Origin of the sequence: Pseudomonas sp. Yb2C2, from assembly GCF_052112325.1 — a bacterium.
Taxonomy (GTDB): domain Bacteria; phylum Pseudomonadota; class Gammaproteobacteria; order Pseudomonadales; family Pseudomonadaceae; genus Aquipseudomonas; species Aquipseudomonas marginalis.
In genome coordinates, this window is record NZ_JAVAJK010000009.1 from 1 (window position 1) to 20,738 (window position 20,738).

Annotated in this window: 20 protein-coding genes; 5 read left to right on the top strand and 15 right to left on the bottom strand. The window is 60.0% G+C overall.

What is annotated here, in order from left to right; genetic code table 11:
* Positions 1-48: 48 nt before the first annotated feature.
* Positions 49-411 carry an Mpo1-like protein gene (locus Q8X51_RS14105; protein ID WP_027604139.1) on the top strand — a complete coding sequence of 121 codons (363 nt, stop codon included), beginning with the start codon at positions 49-51 and terminating at the stop codon, positions 409-411.
* A gap of 3 nt (positions 412-414) precedes the next feature.
* Here the strand turns inward: Q8X51_RS14105 and Q8X51_RS14110 are convergent, their stop codons facing one another.
* The 3 genes from Q8X51_RS14110 to Q8X51_RS14120 form a co-directional block, all read right to left on the bottom strand.
* Positions 415-1,212 (bottom strand): acyl-CoA thioesterase, encoded by a 798-nt coding sequence (locus Q8X51_RS14110; protein WP_407693361.1) that lies wholly within the window; start codon positions 1,210-1,212, stop codon positions 415-417.
* A gap of 90 nt (positions 1,213-1,302) precedes the next feature.
* Positions 1,303-2,064 carry a CHAD domain-containing protein gene (locus tag Q8X51_RS14115; protein ID WP_407693360.1) on the bottom strand — a complete coding sequence of 254 codons (762 nt, stop codon included), beginning with the start codon at positions 2,062-2,064 and terminating at the stop codon, positions 1,303-1,305.
* 44 nt (positions 2,065-2,108) lie between these two features.
* Entirely contained in the window at positions 2,109-2,387 is a 279-nt protein-coding gene (locus tag Q8X51_RS14120) for a hypothetical protein (RefSeq protein WP_003172685.1), read from the bottom strand.
* Between the two features lie 216 nt (positions 2,388-2,603).
* On the opposite strand from Q8X51_RS14120, the gene Q8X51_RS14125 reads away from it, so the two are divergent.
* A complete protein-coding gene (locus Q8X51_RS14125; protein ID WP_065947440.1) occupies positions 2,604-3,641 on the top strand; it encodes a patatin-like phospholipase family protein in 1,038 nt (345 codons plus the stop codon).
* Positions 3,642-3,917: 276 nt separating this feature from the next.
* On the opposite strand, the gene Q8X51_RS14130 is transcribed toward Q8X51_RS14125, so the two are convergent.
* The 6 genes from Q8X51_RS14130 to kdpF all read right to left on the bottom strand — a co-directional run bounded on the left by Q8X51_RS14130 (position 3,918) and on the right by kdpF (position 11,803).
* Positions 3,918-4,607: a response regulator gene (locus tag Q8X51_RS14130; RefSeq protein ID WP_027604142.1), complete on the bottom strand. Its 690-nt coding sequence runs from the start codon at positions 4,605-4,607 to the stop codon at positions 3,918-3,920.
* Positions 4,608-4,644: 37 nt separating this feature from the next.
* A complete protein-coding gene (locus Q8X51_RS14135; protein ID WP_065928094.1) occupies positions 4,645-7,296 on the bottom strand; it encodes a sensor histidine kinase in 2,652 nt (883 codons plus the stop codon).
* Between the two features lie 30 nt (positions 7,297-7,326).
* On the bottom strand, positions 7,327-7,872 hold the full coding sequence (gene kdpC / locus Q8X51_RS14140) for a potassium-transporting ATPase subunit KdpC (RefSeq protein ID WP_065928287.1): 546 nt from the start codon (positions 7,870-7,872) through the stop codon (positions 7,327-7,329).
* 64 nt (positions 7,873-7,936) lie between these two features.
* On the bottom strand, positions 7,937-10,000 hold the full coding sequence (gene kdpB, locus Q8X51_RS14145; RefSeq protein ID WP_407693359.1) for a potassium-transporting ATPase subunit KdpB: 2,064 nt from the start codon (positions 9,998-10,000) through the stop codon (positions 7,937-7,939).
* 9 nt (positions 10,001-10,009) lie between these two features.
* Positions 10,010-11,704, bottom strand: coding sequence for a potassium-transporting ATPase subunit KdpA (gene kdpA / locus Q8X51_RS14150; protein WP_065928096.1), 1,695 nt, complete (start codon positions 11,702-11,704; stop codon positions 10,010-10,012).
* A 9-nt stretch (positions 11,705-11,713) separates the two neighbouring features.
* Positions 11,714-11,803 (bottom strand): K(+)-transporting ATPase subunit F, encoded by a 90-nt coding sequence (gene kdpF, locus Q8X51_RS14155; RefSeq protein ID WP_003218754.1) that lies wholly within the window; start codon positions 11,801-11,803, stop codon positions 11,714-11,716.
* A 414-nt stretch (positions 11,804-12,217) separates the two neighbouring features.
* Between kdpF and eat the strand changes: the two genes are divergently transcribed.
* On the top strand, positions 12,218-13,582 hold the full coding sequence (gene eat, locus Q8X51_RS14160) for an ethanolamine permease (RefSeq protein WP_407693358.1): 1,365 nt from the start codon (positions 12,218-12,220) through the stop codon (positions 13,580-13,582).
* Between the two features lie 110 nt (positions 13,583-13,692).
* Positions 13,693-13,860: a DUF2897 family protein gene (locus tag Q8X51_RS14165; protein WP_003172675.1), complete on the top strand. Its 168-nt coding sequence runs from the start codon at positions 13,693-13,695 to the stop codon at positions 13,858-13,860.
* Between the two features lie 6 nt (positions 13,861-13,866).
* Here the strand turns inward: Q8X51_RS14165 and Q8X51_RS14170 are convergent, their stop codons facing one another.
* Positions 13,867-14,715: an urea carboxylase-associated family protein gene (locus Q8X51_RS14170; RefSeq protein ID WP_027604148.1), complete on the bottom strand. Its 849-nt coding sequence runs from the start codon at positions 14,713-14,715 to the stop codon at positions 13,867-13,869.
* A gap of 15 nt (positions 14,716-14,730) precedes the next feature.
* On the bottom strand, positions 14,731-15,375 hold the full coding sequence (locus Q8X51_RS14175; protein ID WP_407693357.1) for a GntR family transcriptional regulator: 645 nt from the start codon (positions 15,373-15,375) through the stop codon (positions 14,731-14,733).
* 132 nt (positions 15,376-15,507) lie between these two features.
* Here Q8X51_RS14175 and Q8X51_RS14180 point away from each other — a divergent pair, with 132 nt between their 5' ends.
* A complete protein-coding gene (locus Q8X51_RS14180) occupies positions 15,508-16,086 on the top strand; it encodes a TetR/AcrR family transcriptional regulator (RefSeq protein ID WP_407693356.1) in 579 nt (192 codons plus the stop codon).
* Between the two features lie 17 nt (positions 16,087-16,103).
* On the opposite strand, the gene Q8X51_RS14185 is transcribed toward Q8X51_RS14180, so the two are convergent.
* From Q8X51_RS14185 to Q8X51_RS14200, 4 genes are all read right to left on the bottom strand, one after another.
* Positions 16,104-16,436: a ComEA family DNA-binding protein gene (locus Q8X51_RS14185; RefSeq protein WP_027604151.1), complete on the bottom strand. Its 333-nt coding sequence runs from the start codon at positions 16,434-16,436 to the stop codon at positions 16,104-16,106.
* Between the two features lie 109 nt (positions 16,437-16,545).
* Positions 16,546-18,540: a polysaccharide biosynthesis protein gene (locus tag Q8X51_RS14190; protein ID WP_407693374.1), complete on the bottom strand. Its 1,995-nt coding sequence runs from the start codon at positions 18,538-18,540 to the stop codon at positions 16,546-16,548.
* A gap of 84 nt (positions 18,541-18,624) precedes the next feature.
* Entirely contained in the window at positions 18,625-19,671 is a 1,047-nt protein-coding gene (locus Q8X51_RS14195) for an MraY family glycosyltransferase (RefSeq protein WP_407693355.1), read from the bottom strand.
* A 38-nt stretch (positions 19,672-19,709) separates the two neighbouring features.
* Complete coding sequence (locus Q8X51_RS14200; protein ID WP_407693354.1) at positions 19,710-20,678, bottom strand: UDP-glucose 4-epimerase family protein; 969 nt, start codon at positions 20,676-20,678, stop codon at positions 19,710-19,712.
* Between the last annotated feature and the right edge of the window lie 60 nt (positions 20,679-20,738).

Here is a 20,738-nt window from a genome sequence, read left to right on the forward strand (position 1 = left end):
CACCTAAACTCTCCCCATGTTATTTCAACGGACAGAGGGTTCACCATCATGGGCAAACGTCATCCCAATCTCCCCGCCTGGCAATGGCGTAACTACCCGCAAAACCATCAGCACCCGACCAACCTGGCGTTGCACCTGATTGCCGTGCCGCTGTTTATCATCGGGTTTCTGTTGATTGTGTCCGGAGTGTTCAGCCTGAGCCTGGCCAGTTTCGCCATTGGCGTAGTCGGCATCCTCGCTGGCCTGGCGTTGCAGCGTCATGGCCATAGCCTGGAAGCCGAGGCCGGTGAGCCGTTCAGTGATCGTAAAGACGCAGTACAGCGCCTGGTGGTCGAGCAGTTCCTGACGTTCCCGCGCTTTGTGTTGAGCGGTGGCTGGTGGCGTGCCTGGCGGCTGCGCCACCGTCACTGACGATCAGGCGAAGACCACCACGGTCTGGCGGCTAAGGGCGATCAACGCGCCGGTTGGGCTCCACAGCGCGGCGGCGGCGTGACCGTAGCCGTCGCGCGCATGTTCGATGCTGACGTGGTACTGGCACCAGTCCAGGGTCGTCAATTCCTGCAACGGTTGGATGAATTCGATGGTCCAGGTCAGGGTGCTGCCCGGAGCGGGCTTTTTCAGGTGCGGCAGCAACGCCGGGGGCCAGGCGTCGACCAGGGCGAGGATATGCGCTTCGCTCAGCGGTTCCTCCTTCACATCCCCGCGCAAGCGAACCCACCCGCCCATCTCGCGGGATTTATTACCGGTAAACGGCAAACCGCCAACACTCCAACGCATCGCCAGGTGGCGCATGAATTCAGGCGTGACGCCTTTGATATAGGGCAGTTCCTGGCACTCATCCCAGTGCTTGAACGTCGGCGGCGGCTCGCTGGCCACATCGATTTCCGACTCGCGGGATGCGCCAAAACTGGCCTGTACCAGGGTCGCGACCTCACCGTTCTGCACGACACGGCCGAGCAACTGGCTGACCGCCTTGCCTTCACGCAACACTTCGACTTGATAGCTGGCGGGTACATCGGGCGCGACCGGGCCAACGAAGGTGATCGCGAGCGAGCGCAATGGGCGGTCCGTCGGCACCTGGGCGCGCAAGGCTTCGTATTGCAACGCAGCAACCAGGCCACCGAACGTGGCACGGCCCTGGGCCCATTCAGCGGGAATGGTGACATCCAGCGGGTTGCTTCGGGCAGCGTCGAGCAAATCACTAAAGCGCATGGCGACCTCACATCAAAAAAAACGGATGTGCGATCTTAACCAGCGAGCAGCCAAGGTACAGCGCTTATTCCGGCCAAAAGCCGGACCGATTTAGAAAAAATCCGCGCTGAGTTTGTCCAGCACGCGATCCGCCTGCCCTTCGGCCTTGGCCATGGTGCGATGCCATATCGCAACACAGGGCTGCAGATCGACTTGATGTTCGGCCTGGGCCAACCATTGCCAGCAGTCATGCCAATCACCCAGTGCCGCTTGGGCTTTCTTCAGGCGTGGCAGGGCATTGGCGGGCAACTTATCCAGCTGGGGGTAAGCCTCGGCGGCATAGCGCACACGCTTGATCAACAAGCGCAAACGGTGGCGATCATGGTCTGGATCTTTCAGCGCTTGATCGAGTTTCTGCCATTGCTTGGCCAGGCGCTTCTCAATGCGCGGTCGCAAACCCTTGAGCAATTTCTGGTGCTCCGAGGCGCGGATAAAGCGCGGGAATGCATCAAGGATCAGCAGCAGATGCGCAACTTCCGGGCCTTGCGCCACCTGGCGATAGGCGTCGGGTTGCAGGCGCAGGCGTCGATCTGCGGCCTCGTGATAACCATGCTGATGCAAATACGCCGCCAGCACCTCTCGGTCGCGCAGCGGCGTCGTCAACTGGCCGACCGTGCCGGCGGCCAATTCAAGCTGTTCCACACCCGGCAGCCCGCGCAAAGGACGCAACAGACTGCGCAGGCGGCGCACGGTGGTGCGCAGATCATGCAGGGCTTCATCATCGGTAACGGCAGCGAGGCGAGCCTGGCAGCTCAGTAACCCTACTTCCAGGCCAATGACCTGAGCGACTAACTGATCGACCAAAGCTGACATCCTGCCCTCACTCTCAGATGAAAAATCCCACTCTGCGCTGCACGTTAACGCCCGGCGCGCGACTCACGAATATAGAACCGAGCTTTTTCGGCCTTGTTGGAGCAGCCTTCAAACGCCTCGAATTGCTGCTGGGTCTTGGCGCCCGTCAGTAACGACAAAGCCTTGGAGTAGCTGACGGTGCCGGCAAAACCTTCGGCCTTGGCCAGGTCGAGTTCTTTCCAGGCGGCATCCAATTGCGAGCCACAGCTGTCGCGGTATGCGGTTTTCCCGGCACAACCCGCCAGGGCCAACATGATCACAGGCACACACATCCAGGCTTTCATCGATGACACCTCAAAATAAAGAAAAACAGTCGTACGCTGTAGACGTTGCCTACAAGAAAAAGTGCCTTGTCCTTAGCCTGAAATCGGTAGTACCTATTGCCAGAGCATACCCGAGCCTGGGCGCTATTCTTGAAAAATATTGCCAGGCGCAACGAAGATTGAAGCGGCCCCCAAAATAGGCGCATTGTGGGCCCCCGTTTATGAAGGACATCGGCCATGAAGAAACGTGTTGCCTTGGTGTTGGGTTCCGGCGGGGCCCGGGGCTACGCCCATATCGGGGTGATCGAGGAAATCGAACGGCGCGGCTACGACATCGCCTGTATCGCCGGTTGCTCCATGGGTGCCGTGGTGGGCGGGATCTACGCCGCCGGCAAACTGGACGAGTATCGAAACTGGATTGAAAGCCTCGACTACCTCGACGTGCTGCGCCTGGTGGACGTGAGTTTCCGCCTTGGGGCGATTCGTGGCGAAAAGGTCTTCGGGCAGATCCGCAAGATCGTCGGCGAGATCAATATCGAAGAGCTGCGCATCCCCTACACCGCCGTTGCCACCGACCTGACCAACCAACAGGAAATCTGGTTCCAGGAAGGCTGCCTGCACCAGGCCATGCGCGCCTCGGCAGCGATTCCCAGCCTGTTCACCCCGGTGATGCAAGGCAACCGCATGCTGGTGGACGGCGGCCTGCTCAACCCGCTGCCGATCGTGCCGGTGGTGTCGAGCCATTGTGACTTGATCATCGCGGTCAACCTCAACGCCACCAACCAGAAACACTACCAGTTGCCTGTGATCCAGCGCCCGCCGGCGTTCAAGAGCCGCTTCAACAGCCTGGCGAAATCACTGGGTTCGCACCTGCCGTTTCGCCGCAAGCAGGCCGAGCAGTTGATGAAACTTGAGCAGGAAGCCTTGCAGGCCCAGGCGGCCGAGATCAATCCGTGGCTGGAGTCGGCCGAACCCGAATCCCAGCAACCTGCCGCCGCACCGGAAAAGCCGGGGGCGCCAAAGTCGGCCACCGGTTCATTCATCATCGATAACGTCGGGCCGGCGTCATTGCTGGATCTGATCAACCAGAGTTTCGAGGTGATGCAGACTTCGCTGGCGCAATACAAGATCGCTGGCTACCCGCCGGATGTACTGATCAACGTGCCGAAGCGGGTGTGCCGGTTTTTCGAGTTCTACAAGGCGCCGGAGTTGATCGCACTTGGGCGGGAAATTGCCAGTGATACCCTGGATCGCTATGAGAGTGAGCAGCGCTGAGACAGCCGTGTCGCTAGAGCCGTGGTGAGCGGGCTTGCCCCGCGTTGGGCTGCGCAGCGGCCCCACTCGATGAGGAACGCGCAGTGTCAGGTACTCCTTTGGGCCTGGTTTTGGGGCTGCTACGCAGCCCAGCGCGGGGCAAGCCCGCTCACCACAGAATCCACATAACCCACAGAACCCACAGAACCACAGAACCACAGAACCCACAGAACCCACAGAACCACAGAACCACAGAACCACAGAACCACAGAACCACAGAGAGGCTGACAGATCGCCTCAGGCGCTCAACAACCGATACCCCACTCCCGCCTCGGTCACGATAAACCTCGGCTGGGTCGGATCATCCGCCAGCTTCTGGCGCAGATGCCCCACCACAATCCGCAGGTAGTGACTGTCGTCGGTGTGGGTCGGGCCCCAGATGTCCTTGAGCAGTTGCTGTTGGGTGATCACCCGTCCCGGATGCCGCGCCAGTTGTGCCAGCACCGCGTATTCCTTGCGGGTCAGTGCCACCTCGGCGCCGTCCAGCAGCACGCGGCGATAGGCCAGGTCCACCGTCAACGGGCCAAACTGCAACGCCGCTTCCTGGGTCTCGCCCACCGGCGCCTGGCGCAACAAGGCGCGCACGCGGGCCAGGAACTCCTGGATGCCGAAGGGCTTGGTGACATAATCATTGGCGCCACCGTCTAGGGCTTCGACCTTCTGTCCTTCGCTGGCCCGCACCGACAGCACCAGTACCGGCACCGTCGACCACTCACGAAACTCGCGCAACACCTGCTGGCCGTCCATGTCCGGCAGGCCCAGGTCGAGCACCAGCAAGTCGGGTTTGCTCAACGCAGCCTGGGCCAGGCCTTCGTTGCCGGTACCGGCCTCGATCACTTTGTAGCCCTGGGAGGCCAGGCTGATGCGCAGGAATTTGCGGATCTGCGGTTCGTCATCAATGACTAAAATCGTCGCGGTCTGGCTCATGGCGTCCAATCAACATCCGTAGAGAAAACAGGGTAGCTCACGCCTCGCCTTCCAGACCAGGCTGTGTCGGCAATGGCAGGAACAGCGTGATACAGGTACCGCGCCCCTCAATGCCATCGGCCACGCTGATATGCCCACCATGGGCGCCGACCATGCCCTGGCAGATCGCCAGGCCGAGGCCGGTTCCCTGCCCGCCTCGATCACCGCGTGCGGCGGTGTAGAACATGTCGAAGATCTTCGCCCGCTCATCCTCAGGAATACCGGGCCCCTCATCCGCCACGGCGAAAAACAATCGGTTATCCGAGACGCCGGCGCTCAGTTGCAATCGACCGTGGGGCGGTGAAAAGCGCGCGGCATTTTCCAGCACATTGACCAGTGCCTGTTCGATCAACGCAGCATGGACATAGAGCAACGGCAACTCCGCCGGCACATTGGTGCTCACCTGCAGAGGTGCCAACACCGCGCGCAAACGCCCGAGCGCACTGCCGACAATATCGCCGGGCGACACCCAGTCCCGCGCCAGCTTCAGCGCGCCATGGCCCAGTCGCGTCATGTCCAGCAGGTTCTGGATATAGCGGTCCAGGCGCTCGGCCTCATCGCGGGTGCCTTCGAGCAGCTCGCGACGATCCTCCAGGGGGATGGCTTCGCCGAGCGCCAGCAGGCTGTCGATACTGCCGCGCATGGAGGTCAACGGTGTGCGCAAATCGTGGGACACCGACGCCAGCAAGGCGCTGCGCAGTTGCTCGGTTTCGCCATGCAAACGGGCGGACTCCAGCTCCTGGGCCAACTGTGCCCGCGCCAGGGCCTGGGCCAGGGGCTGGCTCAAGGCGGTCAGCAAGCGACGGCGTTGGCCGCTCAATTCCAGGCCCGGCTTGGCACTGACGCCGAGCAACCCGAGCGGGCCTTCTTCGCCCGACAACGGCCACCACCACCAGCGCCCGAACGGCAAGGTGCCGGTGCCCATGCCTGCCGGCTGGTCATGCTGCCAGGCCCAATCGGCCGCAGCACGCTCGGCTTCGGTGAAGGTCAGCGGGCCGCCGGTCTCGACCTTCCAGCCACCCTGGCCGTCGCGATTGACCAGGCACAGATCCAGGTCGCTCCAACCTTCCAGATGGTGGGCGGCGGCACTGATCACCGCCTGGCGGTCGGTGGCGGCGGTGAGTTTGCGCGACAGGTCGAGCAGTTCGCCGGTTTCTTCCTGGGTGTCGCGCAATGCCTGCAACTGACGGCGCTGGCGTGCGGCAAGATTGCCGGTGAGCGCCGCCATCAGCAGGAAGAACAACAGCGTCAGCACGTCCTCCTCGCGCTGGATGGCGAAGGAGAAATTCGGCGGGATAAACAGGAAGTCATAGGTCAGGAACGACAACGCCGCACACACCAGGGACGGCCCCAGGCTGCTGCGCACCGCCACCAGCAACACGGCGGCAAGAAACACCAGCGAGATATTGGGCAACGGCAGCGCGCTTGCCACTGCCCAGGCCACAGCGGCGGCGACGATGGTCGCAACCACGGCCAAGGCGTAATCGAACCACACCAGGCCGCGCACATCCGGCAGGCGTGGGGCTGCGGGCACATCGTCACTGTCGAGGACGTTGATTTCCAAGCCCCGGGCATTACGCAACAGGCGCGCCGCCAAACCGCCACCGAACAGGCGACGCCGCCAACGCATTCGCGACTGCCCCACCAACAGCAGGCTGGCACGGCGTTCGGCGGCATGCTGGATCAAGGTCTTGGCCACCTCCCCCGCCCGCAGCAGCACCACTTCGCCGCCAAGGCGCTCGGCCAGTTGCTGGGCGTTTTGCAGGCGCAGGCGGGCCTGCTCATCCCGCGCACGGCCGTTGTCGATATGCACCAGGCTCCACGGCAAATGCCGACGCTGGGCGACGCGACTGGCATGGCGCACCAGGCGTTCGGCCTGCGCATCGCCATCCACGCCCACCAACAAACGCCCACGCACCGCCGGCGCCGCCTGGCCGAGCTGGCGATAACCCTGGGCCAAATCGTCGTCGACATGGGCGGCGGCGGTCTGCATCGCCAGCTCGCGCAGGGCCATCAGGTTGGTCTGGGTAAAGAACGCATCGATGGCGGCGCGGGCCTGCTCCGGCACATACACCTTGCCGTCGCGCAGACGCTCGAGCAGTTCGCGGGACGGCAGGTCGATCAACAGCAGTTCGTCGGCCTCCTGCAACACCCAATCCGGCAAGGTTTCGCGAACCTGCACACCGGTGATGCCGCGGACCTGGTCATTCAGGCTTTCCAGGTGCTGGACGTTGACCGTGGTAAACACGTCGATGCCGGCGGCGAGCAGTTCCTGAATGTCTTGCCAACGCTTTTCATGGCGGCTGCCGGGGGCGTTGCTGTGGGCCAGTTCGTCCACCAGCACCAGCTTGGGCTTGGCGGCGAGCAGGCCGTCGAGGTCCATTTCTTCGAGCATCACGCCACGGTATTCACTGCGCAACAGCGGTTGTTGCGGCAGGCCGCTGAGCAAGGCTTCGGTCTCGGCTCGGCCGTGGGTTTCAACCACGCCGGCGATCAGTTTGACGCCCTGGCGCAATTGGGTGTGGGCAGCCTGGAGCATGGCGTAGGTCTTGCCCACACCCGGCGCAGCGCCGAGGAAAACTTTGAGCCGGCCACGGCCGTCCCGGGGTAGATCGGCTAGCAGGGCATCGGCGCGGCCGGAGTCGCTCATGCGGGCAGTGTCCTTCAGATATTGATCGGGTTACAGCTTTTCCAACGCCATGTTCAGCGCCAGCACATTCACCACTGGCGGCCCCACCAGCGGGCTTTCGATATGTTCATCCATCAACCGTTGCAGGGTCGATACCGGCACATTTCGCGCGGCAGCCACCCGTGCGAGTTGATAGGCAATCGCCTGGGGTGGCAAGTGTGGATCAAGACCGCTGCCGGAGGTAGTCAGCGACACCAAAGGCACCGGGCCCTGGCCGGGCACCAACTGTTTGTTCGCGTCATCGAACACGCGGGTGGCCAAGGCCGGGTTGCTGGGGCCGAGGTTACTGGCGCTGCTGGAAACCGTCGCAAAGGCACCCGCCGAAGGGCGCGGATGGAACCAGCTGTCACCGGTAAAGTCCTGGGCGATCAGGCTGGAGCCACGCACTTTGCCGCCGGCATCGCGCACCAGGCTGCCGTTGGCCTGGTCCGGGAAGGCGACTTGGGCGACACCGGTCACCACCAGTGGGTAGGCCACGCCGGTGATCAGGGTCATGAGCACCAGCAGGCTCAGGGCCGGGCGGATTATGTTGGACATTTCAAATTCCTCAATTCGGTCTTTGCAACCTGTGGGCACCGGGGTGGCGCCCACAGGCATCGGGTCACACCAGGTGCAGCGCGGTCAGCAGCATGTCGATCGCCTTGATGCCCACGAACGGCACCAGCAACCCGCCCAGGCCATAGATCAGCAGGTTGCGCCGCAGCAACGCCGCCGCACTCGCGGCCTGCACACGCACACCGCGCAGCGCCAGGGGAATCAGCACCACGATGATCAGCGCGTTGAACACGATGGCCGAGAGAATCGCGCTCTGGGGGCTCTGTAAGTGCATCACGTTAAGCACGCCCAACTGCGGATAGATCGAGGCGAACAACGCCGGCAGGATCGCGAAGTACTTGGCCACGTCGTTGGCGATGGAAAAGGTGGTCAACGCACCACGGGTCACCAGCAACTCCTTGCCGATCTGCACCACGTCCAGCAGCTTGGTAGGGTCGCTGTCGAGGTCGACCATGTTGGCGGCCTCGCGGGCGGCCTGGGTGCCGTCGTTCATCGCCATGCCGACGTCCGCCTGGGCCAGTGCCGGGGCGTCGTTGGCACCGTCGCCGCACATCGCCACCAGGCGGCCGTCGTTTTGCTCGTGACGGATGCGCGCGAGTTTTTTCTCCGGGGTCGCTTCGGCCAGCACGTCATCCACACCGGCTTCGGCAGCAATCGCAGCGGCCGTCAGCGGGTTGTCACCGGTGACCATCACCGTGCGAATGCCCAGCTTGCGCAGCTCGGCGAAACGTTCGCGGATACCAGGCTTGACCACGTCCTTGAGGTGGATCGCACCGAGCAATTTGCCGTCGGCACACACCAGCAAGGGCGTGCCGCCGCTCTGGGCGATCTTGTCGATTTCCCGCGCCAATGCCGGTTGCAGGTCGCCGCGTGGCTGGCCGATAAACGCCAGCAACGAATCCACTGCGCCTTTGCGGAACACGCGGCCCTGGTAGTCGACACCGGACAAGCGGGTCTCGGCGCTGAACGGTACCGCGGTCAGTTCATCCAGGGATGGCTCGGCCTGCGGGTGCAGAGCCCGCAGGTATTCGACGATGGATTTGCCTTCTGCCGTGTCATCGGCCAAAGAAGCAAACAACGCACCTTCGGCCACTTCCTTGCCGCTGACGCCAGGCGCCGCAACCACCGCCGCGCACCGACGGTTACCGAAGGTGATGGTGCCGGTCTTGTCCAGCAGCAACACATGCACGTCACCGGCCGCCTCCACGGCACGACCGGACTTCGCGATCACATTAAGGCGCACCAGACGGTCCATACCGGCAATACCGATGGCCGACAACAAGCCACCGATGGTGGTAGGAATCAGCGTCACCAGCAGTGCGACCAAAAACACCAGCGGCAAGCTGCCGTTGGCGAAGTGGGCGAAGGGCTGCAAGGTCACGACCACCATCAGGAAGATCAGGGTCAGGCCGATCAGCAGGATATCCAGCGCGACTTCGTTGGGAGTTTTCTGACGCTTGGCGCCTTCGACCAGGGCGATCATGCGGTCCAGGGTGGACTCGCCGGGGTTGGCGGTGATGCGGATCAGCAGCCAGTCCGACACCAGCCGCGTGTTGCCGGTGACGGCCGAGCGATCGCCGCCGGACTCGCGGATCACCGGCGCGGACTCACCGGTGATCGCCGCTTCGTTGACCGCTGCGATGCCTTCGACGACCTCGCCGTCGCCGGGAATCATTTCCCCGGCGGCCACACGCACCACATCACCTTTACGCAGACTGGTGGCCGGCACGACCTTGAAGCTGCCATCGGCTTCCTTACGCCGCGCGCTCAGGCCTTCGCTGCCGGCCTTGAGGCTGTCGGCACGGGCCTTGCCGCGTCCTTCGGCCAAGGCTTCGGCGAAGTTGGCGAACAGCACGGTGAACCACAGCCACACGGCGATTTGCACGGCCACATACGTCGGTACGGCGGTGTCGGGCACAAAGCACAGCACGGTGGTGAGGATGGCGGTCAGCTCGACCACCAGCATCACCGGCGAGCGTTGCAGCTGGCGCGGGTCCAGCTTGACGAACGCCTGGACCAGCGCCGGGCGCCACAGGGCAGAGACGGCGGTTTTGGCGGGTTCCTGGGTTTTGACCGGGGCCGCGTTTTTTGCAGGCATATTCATGTTCATATCCCCTTTTTAGAAGCCCATGCTCAAGTGTTCAGCGATGGGCCCCAGCGCCAGCGTCGGCAGGAAAGTCAGGCCGCCCACCAGCAAAATAGTCACGGTCAACAGGGTCACGAACAGCGGACCATGGGTCGGGAAGCTGTTCTGGCCAATCGGTGCGGTCTTCTTCATCGCCAGGCTGCCGGCCAGGGCCAGTACCGGGAGGATGTAGCCGAAGCGGCCGATCAACATGCCCAGGCCCAGCATCAGGTTGTGGAACGGCGTGTTGGCACTGAAACCGCCGAACGCCGAGCCGTTGTTGGCGCTGGCCGAGGTGTAGGCGTACAGCAACTGGCTGAAACCATGAGGGCCAGGGTTACTGATCGCGCCGGCTGGGCCGGGCAGGCTCGCGGCGATGGCACCCAGTACCAGCACGCCCACCGGCATCACCAACAGGGTCACGACCAGCAGCTGCACTTCCTTGGCCTGGAGTTTCTTGCCCAGGTATTCCGGGGTGCGCCCGATCATCAGGCCGGCCAGGAACACCGCGATCAACACGTTGAGCAACATGCCGTACATACCGGCGCCGACGCCGCCGAAGATCACTTCGCCGACCATCATGTTGACCAGCGCCACCATCCCACTGAGGGGGTTGAGGCTGTCTTGCATGCCGTTGACCGAACCGTTGGACGCCGCCGTGGTGGTCACCGACCACAACACCGTGCCGGTGGTGCCGAAGCGCGCTTCCTTGCCTTCCAGCGGTGCGGTCTGCTCGACGGCCGGGTTGTTCAAGGTCGGGTTGGGCTGGTATTCGGACCACAGGGAAGTGGCGCCGCCGATCAGGAACAGCGCCAGCATGCAGCCAAGGATCGCGCGGCTCTGGCGCAGGTCTTTCACGTAGTGGCCGAAGGTGAATACCAACGCCACCGGGATCAGGATGATCGAAGCCACTTCGAACAGGTTGGCCCAGGCGGTCGGGTCTTCAAACGGGTGCGCCGAATTGACGCCGAAGAAGCCGCCGCCGTTGGTGCCCAGTTGTTTGATCGCAATCTGGCTGGCTGCCGGGCCCAAGGGGATCACTTGATCCACGCCTTGCAGGGTCACGGCATCCACATAGTGCGCGAAGGTTTGCGGTACGCCCTGCCACACCAGGAACAGCGCCAGCACCAGGCACAACGGCAGCAGGCCGTAGAGCGTGGCGCGGGTCATGTCGACCCAGAAGTTACCCAGGGTCCTGGCGGATTTGCGCCCGATCCCACGGCACAGCGCGACCAGGACGGCCAGGCCGGTGGCCGCACTGACGAAGTTCTGCACGGTCAGGCCAGCCATCTGGCTGAGGTAGCTCAGGGACGCCTCACCGCTGTAGGACTGCCAGTTGGTGTTGGTCATGAAACTGACCGCGGTATTGAAGGCCAGGGTCCATTCCTGGCCCGGCAATTTCTGCGGGTTCAGTGGGAGATAGTCCTGGAACAGCAGGATCGCGAACAACAGCAAAAAGCCCGCGAGGTTGAACGCGAGCAAGGCCAGCATGTATTTCTGCCAGCTTTGTTCCTGATGTTCATCCACCCCCGACAGGCGATAACAGGCTTTTTCGACAGGCCCCAGCACCGGGCTCAGCCACGTGCGCTGGCCTTCCATCACCTTGTAGTAGAACCGCCCCAGGAACGGCGCCGGCACCAGTACCACGGCAAAGAAGGCAATGATCAGCCAATAGTCATAACTGTGCATGGCCAGCTCCTAGTTCCGATCCGCGCGTAACAGCGCAACCAGCAGATAAATGAACAGCGCCACGGCCAATAGCAGTGACACCCCGTCCAGAACGCTCATGGAAGTCTCTCCGTTTAGCGGCGAGTGCCGCGTGTGGGGCAATTGTCCGCAGGAGTGGCGTAAAGGAACGAGAGCGAGGGGGTGGACGGGGCGTAAAGATGGCGTAAAGAGTGGGTTTATGCGGGGTTTACACTGGGGGTTCCAGCGTCTGGGCGGGCGCTATCGGGGCATGGGTATCTACACAACTTCCAGTGAATACGGAATCTATGGCAATTAGGCTTCTGTGGGAGGGGGCTTGCTCCCGATAGCGCCGGCACCGTCACCGCCGCACCTATCTGGTGCGACGCCGGCAAATTTCAAACGCCAAACCATCCCCCACACGACAGTTGCGCCGCTTTACGACAATGATTCTCAGGCTGGCATGGCCGCTGCAACACCTTGAATCATTCCAAACCGTTCAGGGAGCGCAGCACGATGAACACACAACTCAAACCCACCTTGGGCACCCTGCATTTATGGGGCATTGCCGTCGGGCTGGTGATTTCCGGGGAATACTTCGGCTGGAGCTACGGCTGGGGCGTGGCCGGGACCTTGGGCTTCCTGGTGACCTCGCTGATGGTCGCCGCGATGTACACCTGCTTTATCTTCAGTTTCACCGAGCTGACTACCGCCATTCCTCACGCAGGCGGGCCGTTTGCCTACAGTCGTCGCGCCTTTGGGGAGAAAGGCGGCTTGATCGCAGGCCTCGCCACCCTGATCGAATTTGTCTTCGCCCCGCCTGCCATCGCCCTGGCGATCGGCGCGTATCTGAATGTGCAGTTCCCGGCCCTGGACCCCAAGCATGCGGCCGTCGGTGCCTACATCGTATTCATGGGGCTGAATATTCTCGGCGTGAAACTGGCCGCGACCTTCGAGCTGGTGGTGTGCGTGCTCGCCGTCGCCGAGCTGCTGGTGTTCATGGGCGTGGTCGCGCCCGCGTTCAGCTTCAGCAAGTTTGCCCTGAACGGTTGGGCCGGTTCCGATACCTTCGGCGCCCCGGCGGTTGCCGGGATGTTTGCGGCGATTCCGTTTGCCATCTGGTTTTTCCTGGCCATCGAAGGCGCGGCCATGGCGGCCGAGGAAGCGAAAGATCCTAAGCGCACCATTCCAAAGGCCTACATCAGCGGCATCCTGACCCTGGTGATCCTGGCCATGGGCGTGATGTTCTTCGCCGGCGGCGTGGGCGACTGGCGCACCCTGTCGAACATCAACGATCCACTGCCGCAGGCGATGAAAACCGTGGTGGGCGACAACTCCGGCTGGCTGCACATGCTGGTCTGGATCGGCCTGTTCGGCCTGGTGGCGAGCTTCCACGGCATTATCCTGGGCTACTCGCGCCAGTTCTTTGCCCTGGCCCGCGCCGGTTACCTGCCCTCCTTCCTCGCCAAATTATCGCGCTTTCAGACACCACACCGGGCAATCATCGCCGGTGGCGTGGTCGGCATCGCCGCCATCTACAGCGATGGCCTGATCAACCTGGGTGGCATGACATTGACCGCGGCGATGATCACCATGGCGGTGTTCGGTGCCATCGTGATGTACATCATGAGCATGCTCAGCCTGTTCAAACTGCGTAAGACCGAGCCGCTGCTGGAACGTACCTTCCGCGCGCCGGGTTATCCGATCGTGCCCGGCATTGCGCTGGCGCTGGCCGTGGTGTGCCTGGTGGCCATGGCGTGGTTCAACACGCTGATCGGGCTGATCTTCCTCGGCTTTATGGCCGTGGGTTTCATCTACTTCCAGATGACCGCACAGGATCGTGCCGATGCACCGGCAGACGCAATGTTGACCGGGCTCTAAGGTTTCGAGGCAGAACGGGCCTACACTGAACTACTCAGAAAGCCCGTCACTCAAAGTAGTTATTGCCGTGGGAAAATTCTCCGACGGTAATCTGCCTCAAGGAGAGCCTTATGCCGTGGTATGCGTGGTTGATTATGGTGGTTGCGATCGGGTCGATCGTCGGAGGGCTGATGATGCTGCGTGACAGCGCCAACAAGGTGGAACTCACCGACGAACAACGCAAACGCGTGGCCGAACGCAACGCCCAGGCGGACGCCAAGGACGCGCAGGACCGCTAGGACCGCTTACTCCCAATCCGCTTTGGCAATTTGCAACCCGTGCTGCCCTTTATAGGCAGCACGCTCCGGCTGGCTCCAGCCGTCCAGCAACTCGTCCTCCAGCCGATAGATCTCAACCCCCAACGGACGGCACACCGTCAGCGGATCCTGCGCATCCGGCCCCCACATCGGCAGCGACAAATCCCCGCCCGGGCACGTCGACAGCGCGCAGAGCAAATCAATCTCGGCAAAGAACTCCAGGTAATCGCCCTTCTGCGCCGGGCAGGCTTTCATGAAATACATGTCGTCGTGATTGAGGCCCGTACACTGGAAAATATTCAGCACGTCATGCACGTCGAATTCCGTCAGACCGTGGGGTAATACCGCGCGGGTCAGGTTGGAGTGGCAATGGTGATGGAAGTCCTCGCCGGTGAGCATGCGGTTCACATAGGGATCGCACCGTGTCCCCAGCAAGTCATGCAGACGCCCGCCGTGCTCATCGATGCCGTAACTGGCCAGGCTGTCATCGGTGATGGTCACCAGTGGCCTTAGAAATGGCAGATTCGACCATAGCCGGTCATGAGTGCTCACATGCGCCCCCTGCAACTGACGGGTACGTGCTGCCCAAAGACGTTCGCGGGGGTCATTGGCGTTCCACACATTGAAGTCCCCCACCTGCGGGCCCACGGGCGTGGTAACACGAAACACATGCCCGGCGGGCACCTTCCACGCCCTGCCCGTGCGAATCGGTACCTCGAACTGCTCGATCAAGCTGCGCTGATCTTTTCGGTCACGAATGCGCTCGTAAAATGCCGCGTCGACCTGCAACGCCGAACCCTTGCTGACCTGATAAGCGGCCGGATAGTCTTTGTACATGATGCAGATCCTCGATCAGGGGTGGGTAAACAGGGCCAAGGACAGGCGTTCCGAATCATCCAGGTACAGGTTCATCGCCTCCCCTGCCGCCGGTTTGTCCTGCTCGACCAGCCATTGATAAATCTCACGGTCACGCTCCAGCCAGGGCGACTGGAAACGTTGCTCATCAGGCGCGGCGCAAAACACCAGGCGCAACTGGGCGATGACCTGGGCAAAAAACTCATCGAACAACGGGCTGCCCATCAACCCGACGATGTGCTGATGGAACAGCAAACTGTGGGTGGCCACCGCACGCCAATCCTCGCGCTCACGGGCCAGGGTGGTGGCGTCAATGGCGTTTTGCAGGCGTTCGGATTGCTCGTGCGTCAAGGCATCGCTTCCGGCGATGGCCTGCAACTCCAGGGTACGGCGGACGACAAACAGATCGCGGACTTCCTCCCGCTCCAACCGCCGCACCATAACGCCCTTGTTACGCACATAACGGGTCAACCCCTCCTGCCCCAAACGGTGCAAGGCTTCGCGAATCGTATTGCGCGACGCACTGTAGGCCTTGACCAGATCCACCTCGACCAAAGCCATGCCTGGCAATAACCGCCCCGCAATGATGTCGGCACGCAGCTCCAGGGCAATCTGGTCGGCTAAAGACAAACTGAGCGTCATGACCACCTCACGATTGTTGAACAATCCTCCGTCTAGATGTAATCACATTTCATGCCAACGCCTTGCATGCCGACGAGTGTGTAAAAAAGGTCAAGTTGGTTAAAATGCCCGCCTGTAACCGAGGCATGCCCCATGCGTTATTCACAAAACCACAAAGCCCAGACCCACCAACGCATCATCACGGAAGCCTCTGCGCGCTTTCGCCGCGATGGCATCGACGCCACCGGCCTACAGCCACTGATGAAAGCGTTGAACCTGACCCATGGCGGCTTTTACGCGCATTTCAAATCCAAGGACGAACTGGTGGAGACAGCCCTGCAGGCGGCCGCCGCAGACCTGGACGCCCATTGCGACATGCTGTTCAGCCAGGAGCAGCCGCTGGGCGCGTTTATCGACAGTTACCTGTCGGAATGGCACCTGGCCTCCCCGGACCAAGGCTGCCCGCTGCCAACGATGTGTTCAGAACTGGGGCTCCGAGGCCAGCCCAGTGCGACTACAGACCAGGTACTCAACGCAAGGCTCAAGCAAATAGAAACGGCATTGGGAGATGAGCGTTGCGATGCAAAGAGCCTGGTGATGATGTCGACACTGGTGGGCGCATTGGTACTGGCCAGGAGTGCTGAAGCCCCTCAATTGGCAAGACAGATCATGGCCGTGGTGCGCGAACGCCTGAAAACGCAGAACCCGGAGGGCAAAAAGGCCGATCAATGACCGGCCTCCTGGATGAATCAGTTGATGGCCAGCCTATCGCGATTCTTCTCCAGCAGCGCCTTGCCAATCCCCTTCACTTCCAACAACTCATCCACCGCCGTGAACGGACCATTGCTTTCGCGATAGGCGATGATCGCCTGGGCTTTAGCGGCACCGATACCGAAGAGGTCACGACGCAGGGTTTCGGCGTCGGCGGTGTTCAGGTTGACCTTGGTGGACTGCTCGACCTTGGTCATCTGGGCGGTGATAGGGGTTGGAGCTTCGGGTTTGATGGACGGGGCTGCGGTGGTGGTGACTGAGAGGGTCGTGAGGAAGGCGAAGATTAGGGAGGTGAGGTAGGTGTTTTGCATTGGTGACGCTCCATGACAGTGTGAGAGAAAAGCAGCTTTCCGAGGCTGCTTTTCTAACTTAGGTGATGTTGGAGATTCGTCAAAAATGCTTGAGTAACAGAGTGTTAAATCAAGGCTCGAGCCGGCGCTGCTGATAGATCCAATCGACGATTTCGCCATCGGGGGAGTAGCCGCTGACGGTGTCGCGCAGGAGTTGGCGGACGCGGGTGTAGTCGTCCTGATCCACAGCAGTCAACAACTCTGTCAACTTGCCTTTGAGCACATCCCAAGACAGGTAGTCTTCGTTGGCGCTCATGATCATCGGGTGCTGAGTAGCGACAACGTGATCGCCAATCAGTAGCTCTTCGTAAAGCTTTTCACCAGGGCGTAAGCCGGTGAACTCGATGGCAATATCGCCCTGGGGATTTCTATCAGAGCGCACGCTTAAACCGGAGAGGTGGATCAGCCTCTCGGCGAGTTCGACGATTTTTACTGGTTCACCCATGTCCAACACGAAAACATCCCCCCCCTGGCCCATGGAACCGGCCTGAATCACCAACTGTGCGGCTTCGGGGATCGTCATGAAGTAGCGGGTGATTTTCGGATGAGTAACCGTGATAGGCCCTCCCGACTTGATCTGTTTGTGAAAAAGTGGGATTACGGAACCGGAAGAACCCAGCACATTACCGAAGCGAACCATAGTGAAACGGGTTTTGTTGACGTGAGAAATATTGGTTTTTTCGCCGAACAACACAGGCGCCAGTTCTCGGCTGAGGGCTTGAAGAGTCAATTCTGCAAGACGCTTGGTGCTACCCATGACGTTCGTGGGGCGTACGGCCTTGTCGGTTGAAATAAGTACGAAGTTAGAAACACCGGATTGTAGAGCAGCTTGAGCAGTGTTCAACGTACCGATCACATTGTTCAATACACCCTCTGCGATGTTGTGCTCGACCATGGGCACATGTTTATACGCCGCTGCGTGATAGACAGTATCGACGTGCCAAGTTTTCATTACATCCAGTAACTTTTTCTGGTTACGTACCGAGCCTAGGATCGGTAACAGTCGAACGGAGAGCGACTCGCGAGCGATACGCTGCTCAAGCTCAGACATAATGCTGTAGAGATTGAATTCGCTATGTTCCAGTAATAACAATGTCGTCGGATTCAATGTCAGAATCTGACGACATAACTCAGAGCCTATAGAGCCGCCGGCCCCCGTCACGAGGACGCTCTGCCGCATAATGCAACGTTCCAGGAGCTGTGCTTGCGCCGGAACCGCATCCCGCCCCAGCAAGTCAGCGATATCGACCTCCTGAATGTCATCTACCTTTACCCGCCCGCTGGCAAGGTCCATGAAGCCGGGCACACTACGTACATGCAACGGAAAACCTTCAAGGAACCCTAAAATTTCCCGACGCCGACCTCTGTTGGACGAGGGAATGGCCAACAGGATTTCCTGGGCTCCTGTCGCACCGATCATCCGCTGAATATGTTTAGGTTTGTAAACTTGCAGACCTGAAATGACGCGATCAGATATACCATCGTCATCGTCGATGAAGGCCACTGGCCTCATGAGACGCCCCATGCGCAAAGCCGCTACCAACTGATTTCCTGCAGCCCCCGCGCCATAAATGGCAACGCGCGGCAGACCGTCTTCTCTACTGGTAAAAGGCACATGCTGCGCCGCCGTGAACCAATCGCCCAAAAAATACTGCCGCATAGCCAGCCGCAATCCGCCGACCATTACCAGGCTGAGCCACCAATAGTTGAAAATGATGGAGCGAGGTACCACGGCCTGATGATTGCTGTATAAATAAACCACCACACCGAGTATCAGCGCTGAAAGGCTGACCGCTTTGATAATCACGATCAAGGCGTCGTTACCGAAGTAACGCATAACAGCGCGATACATTCCAAAACGAACGAAGAGTGGGATAGCCACTACTGGTGCGCTCAGAAACAGCCAAAAATGTTGCGCTACAGGGTTGATCAAATCGTCCAAGCCCAAACGAACGACAAACGCCAGCCACAAGGCTAACCAGACGAGAAAAACGTCTGTAATCACTTGCAGGAAACGCTTCCTTCGCCGAGGAAGGCCTACCAGATACGACCGAATGCTACCCACAAACCCTTCAGACACCTCTGCCGCTCCTATACCTGTCCCAACTCTGCAATACGTAACTTAAATAACTTGCACGGCTTACTGCTTCTATAGCTCACTCACTGGAAAAATAACATCGCGTTTTTCTAGTTCGCCGGCTTTGTACTTGATGGCTAGAGCGATCAACGGCGTATACGCTATGACCAATGCCAGCAGTCCATTTAGACCTAATACACCTACGCCGATTGCGATGGGTGTCAACCACAATAGGTTGATCGCCAGGATCGAAAGCGTCACTGGCAGATGCCCCCCTACTTTACGGGATGCAAACTGATAGGCATGACTGCGATGCGCCTCATATATCTTGTCACCTCGCACCAGTCGACGGACTAACGTGAAGGTTGCATCGACAATAAAAACGCCTAGAAGAATCAACCATACCCACAGCAGATCTGAGTTTTTCCATGCCGCCACCAAGGACAGCACACCAAGGATGAACCCAAGGAAACCACTACCGGCATCGCCCATGAATATCCTCGCGGGCGGAAAATTCCAGTAGAGAAATCCAAGCACTGCCATGCTTAACAATAGCGGTAACCAAATTAGCATTGAATAACCACCCAATAGATAGACTAGACAGGCTCCCAGACATACACACATCGCCTCAACACTGGCCAAACCGTCAATTCCGTCCATGAAATTGTAAAGATTGAGTAGCCATACCAGATAAAAAACAGCAGCGACATGACCAAACCAACTGAGATTGATCATTCCCCCCGGAAAAGTGATAGCGGGCAGGCCGTCGATCCAGAAAAGTGCCCACAACGCGGCACTGAAATGCCCCAATAAGCGCCAACGAGCTGCAATGTGGCCATGATCGTCTAGAAACCCGAGGACCGCGACCGCGACGCCTCCACCCAGAAGCGCCCAGATGACCGATGGGGCGGCCGTACCGTTTGTAAACAAAACCGGCAGCGCTACTAGAAAGCTCACAACAATAGCAACACCACCTCCCCTGGGAGTTGGAATCGAGTGAGAGCTGCGCATGTTAGGTATATCGATCAAACTTCGGGATAGCGCATAGCGCCGCAAAAACCAAGTCAATACAAGTGCAAGGGCTGCGACGATAGGCGCAAGCCAAAGTAAGTGGTTCATCAACGGCTCCAATTCAGGCTCATATTCAAACGAACCAACTACTTCAAATTCCCCTTAAAACGTTCAACGGTCTTGCGTAAAGCAACAGCCACCGTGGAAGGCGGCGTCCACCCAAGAAGATCACGGGTTTTCTTGATATCAACCTGTAAAGACCCACACAAACGCTGACCAGCCCCCCTGCGCCCAATCAGTATCATGCACCATTGCAGCAAGGCGGTGGGGACAGGGATAAGTCGAGCCGGCTTGGCTAATACCTCCCCGATACGAGTCAATAGTTCCGACGTAGACATATCATCATCATCGCTGACCAGGAACGTCTGATTGGCTGCAGCGGGATGGTGTATGCACGTAACAATCAGATCAACCAGATTATCCAGCGCTACCAGACTACGTCGGTTGTGAATTGCCCCCAATGGCAGGGCAACCCCTTTGTTCAGCCACGCCATCATTCTGCGAAAGTTCGCCTTGACGCCTGGCCCATAAACCAGAACAGGACGAATAATAACGACCTCCATACCGGTTTCCTGTGAAAGTAGCCGAAGCTGCTGCTCGGCCTCCATCTTGGAAATCCCGTAGGGATCACAAGGAGCAGGAAGATCGTCCGCCGTGTAAGGCTGGCCCAATTGAGTGGCTTCTCCGTTGACTTTGATTGAACTGATAAAAATAAAGCGTTTGACACCCGCGTGCGCGGCTTGCGCAGCCAGCCTCAGAGTCCCGCGTACGTTGACTTTGCGATACTCCGCCAGCGGATCACTCGCGGTATCAGACATGACGTGAACGCGCGCGCCGCAATGAACAAGTGTGTCCACCCCAGCAAGAGGAAGGGCCTCTCCGGCGAGATAGTCTTCACTTACTCGTACCGGAATGGCGGTTGCAGGCAGAACCATACCGTCGCGACGGACAAGCGCCAGTACCTGACAACTACCAGTTGACACCAGATGCTCTATCACAGCAGCGCCCACGAAGCCGCTTGCACCGGTCACGAGGACTGTTTTCTTATCACTCAATCCACACTCTCCAACCGCATAAAAACATCCAAATATCTCGACATCATCGTTGTGTTTGTG

Bases quoted from the DNA above. Each gene is read 5' to 3' on its own strand.
- Q8X51_RS14105 (WP_027604139.1), top strand. From the start codon at position 49: ATGGGCAAACGTCATCCCAATCTCCCCGCCTGGCAATGGCGTAACTAC.
- Q8X51_RS14110 (WP_407693361.1), bottom strand. From the start codon at position 1,212: ATGCGCTTTAGTGATTTGCTCGACGCTGCCCGAAGCAACCCGCTGGAT.
- Q8X51_RS14115 (WP_407693360.1), bottom strand. From the start codon at position 2,064: ATGTCAGCTTTGGTCGATCAGTTAGTCGCTCAGGTCATTGGCCTGGAA.
- Q8X51_RS14120 (WP_003172685.1), bottom strand. From the start codon at position 2,387: ATGAAAGCCTGGATGTGTGTGCCTGTGATCATGTTGGCCCTGGCGGGT.
- Q8X51_RS14125 (WP_065947440.1), top strand. From the start codon at position 2,604: ATGAAGAAACGTGTTGCCTTGGTGTTGGGTTCCGGCGGGGCCCGGGGC.
- Q8X51_RS14130 (WP_027604142.1), bottom strand. From the start codon at position 4,607: ATGAGCCAGACCGCGACGATTTTAGTCATTGATGACGAACCGCAGATC.
- Q8X51_RS14135 (WP_065928094.1), bottom strand. From the start codon at position 7,296: ATGAGCGACTCCGGCCGCGCCGATGCCCTGCTAGCCGATCTACCCCGG.
- kdpC (WP_065928287.1), bottom strand. From the start codon at position 7,872: ATGTCCAACATAATCCGCCCGGCCCTGAGCCTGCTGGTGCTCATGACC.
- kdpB (WP_407693359.1), bottom strand. From the start codon at position 10,000: ATGAACATGAATATGCCTGCAAAAAACGCGGCCCCGGTCAAAACCCAG.
- kdpA (WP_065928096.1), bottom strand. From the start codon at position 11,704: ATGCACAGTTATGACTATTGGCTGATCATTGCCTTCTTTGCCGTGGTA.
- kdpF (WP_003218754.1), bottom strand. From the start codon at position 11,803: ATGAGCGTTCTGGACGGGGTGTCACTGCTATTGGCCGTGGCGCTGTTC.
- eat (WP_407693358.1), top strand. From the start codon at position 12,218: ATGAACACACAACTCAAACCCACCTTGGGCACCCTGCATTTATGGGGC.
- Q8X51_RS14165 (WP_003172675.1), top strand. From the start codon at position 13,693: ATGCCGTGGTATGCGTGGTTGATTATGGTGGTTGCGATCGGGTCGATC.
- Q8X51_RS14170 (WP_027604148.1), bottom strand. From the start codon at position 14,715: ATGTACAAAGACTATCCGGCCGCTTATCAGGTCAGCAAGGGTTCGGCG.
- Q8X51_RS14175 (WP_407693357.1), bottom strand. From the start codon at position 15,375: ATGACGCTCAGTTTGTCTTTAGCCGACCAGATTGCCCTGGAGCTGCGT.
- Q8X51_RS14180 (WP_407693356.1), top strand. From the start codon at position 15,508: ATGCGTTATTCACAAAACCACAAAGCCCAGACCCACCAACGCATCATC.
- Q8X51_RS14185 (WP_027604151.1), bottom strand. From the start codon at position 16,436: ATGCAAAACACCTACCTCACCTCCCTAATCTTCGCCTTCCTCACGACC.
- Q8X51_RS14195 (WP_407693355.1), bottom strand. From the start codon at position 19,671: ATGAACCACTTACTTTGGCTTGCGCCTATCGTCGCAGCCCTTGCACTT.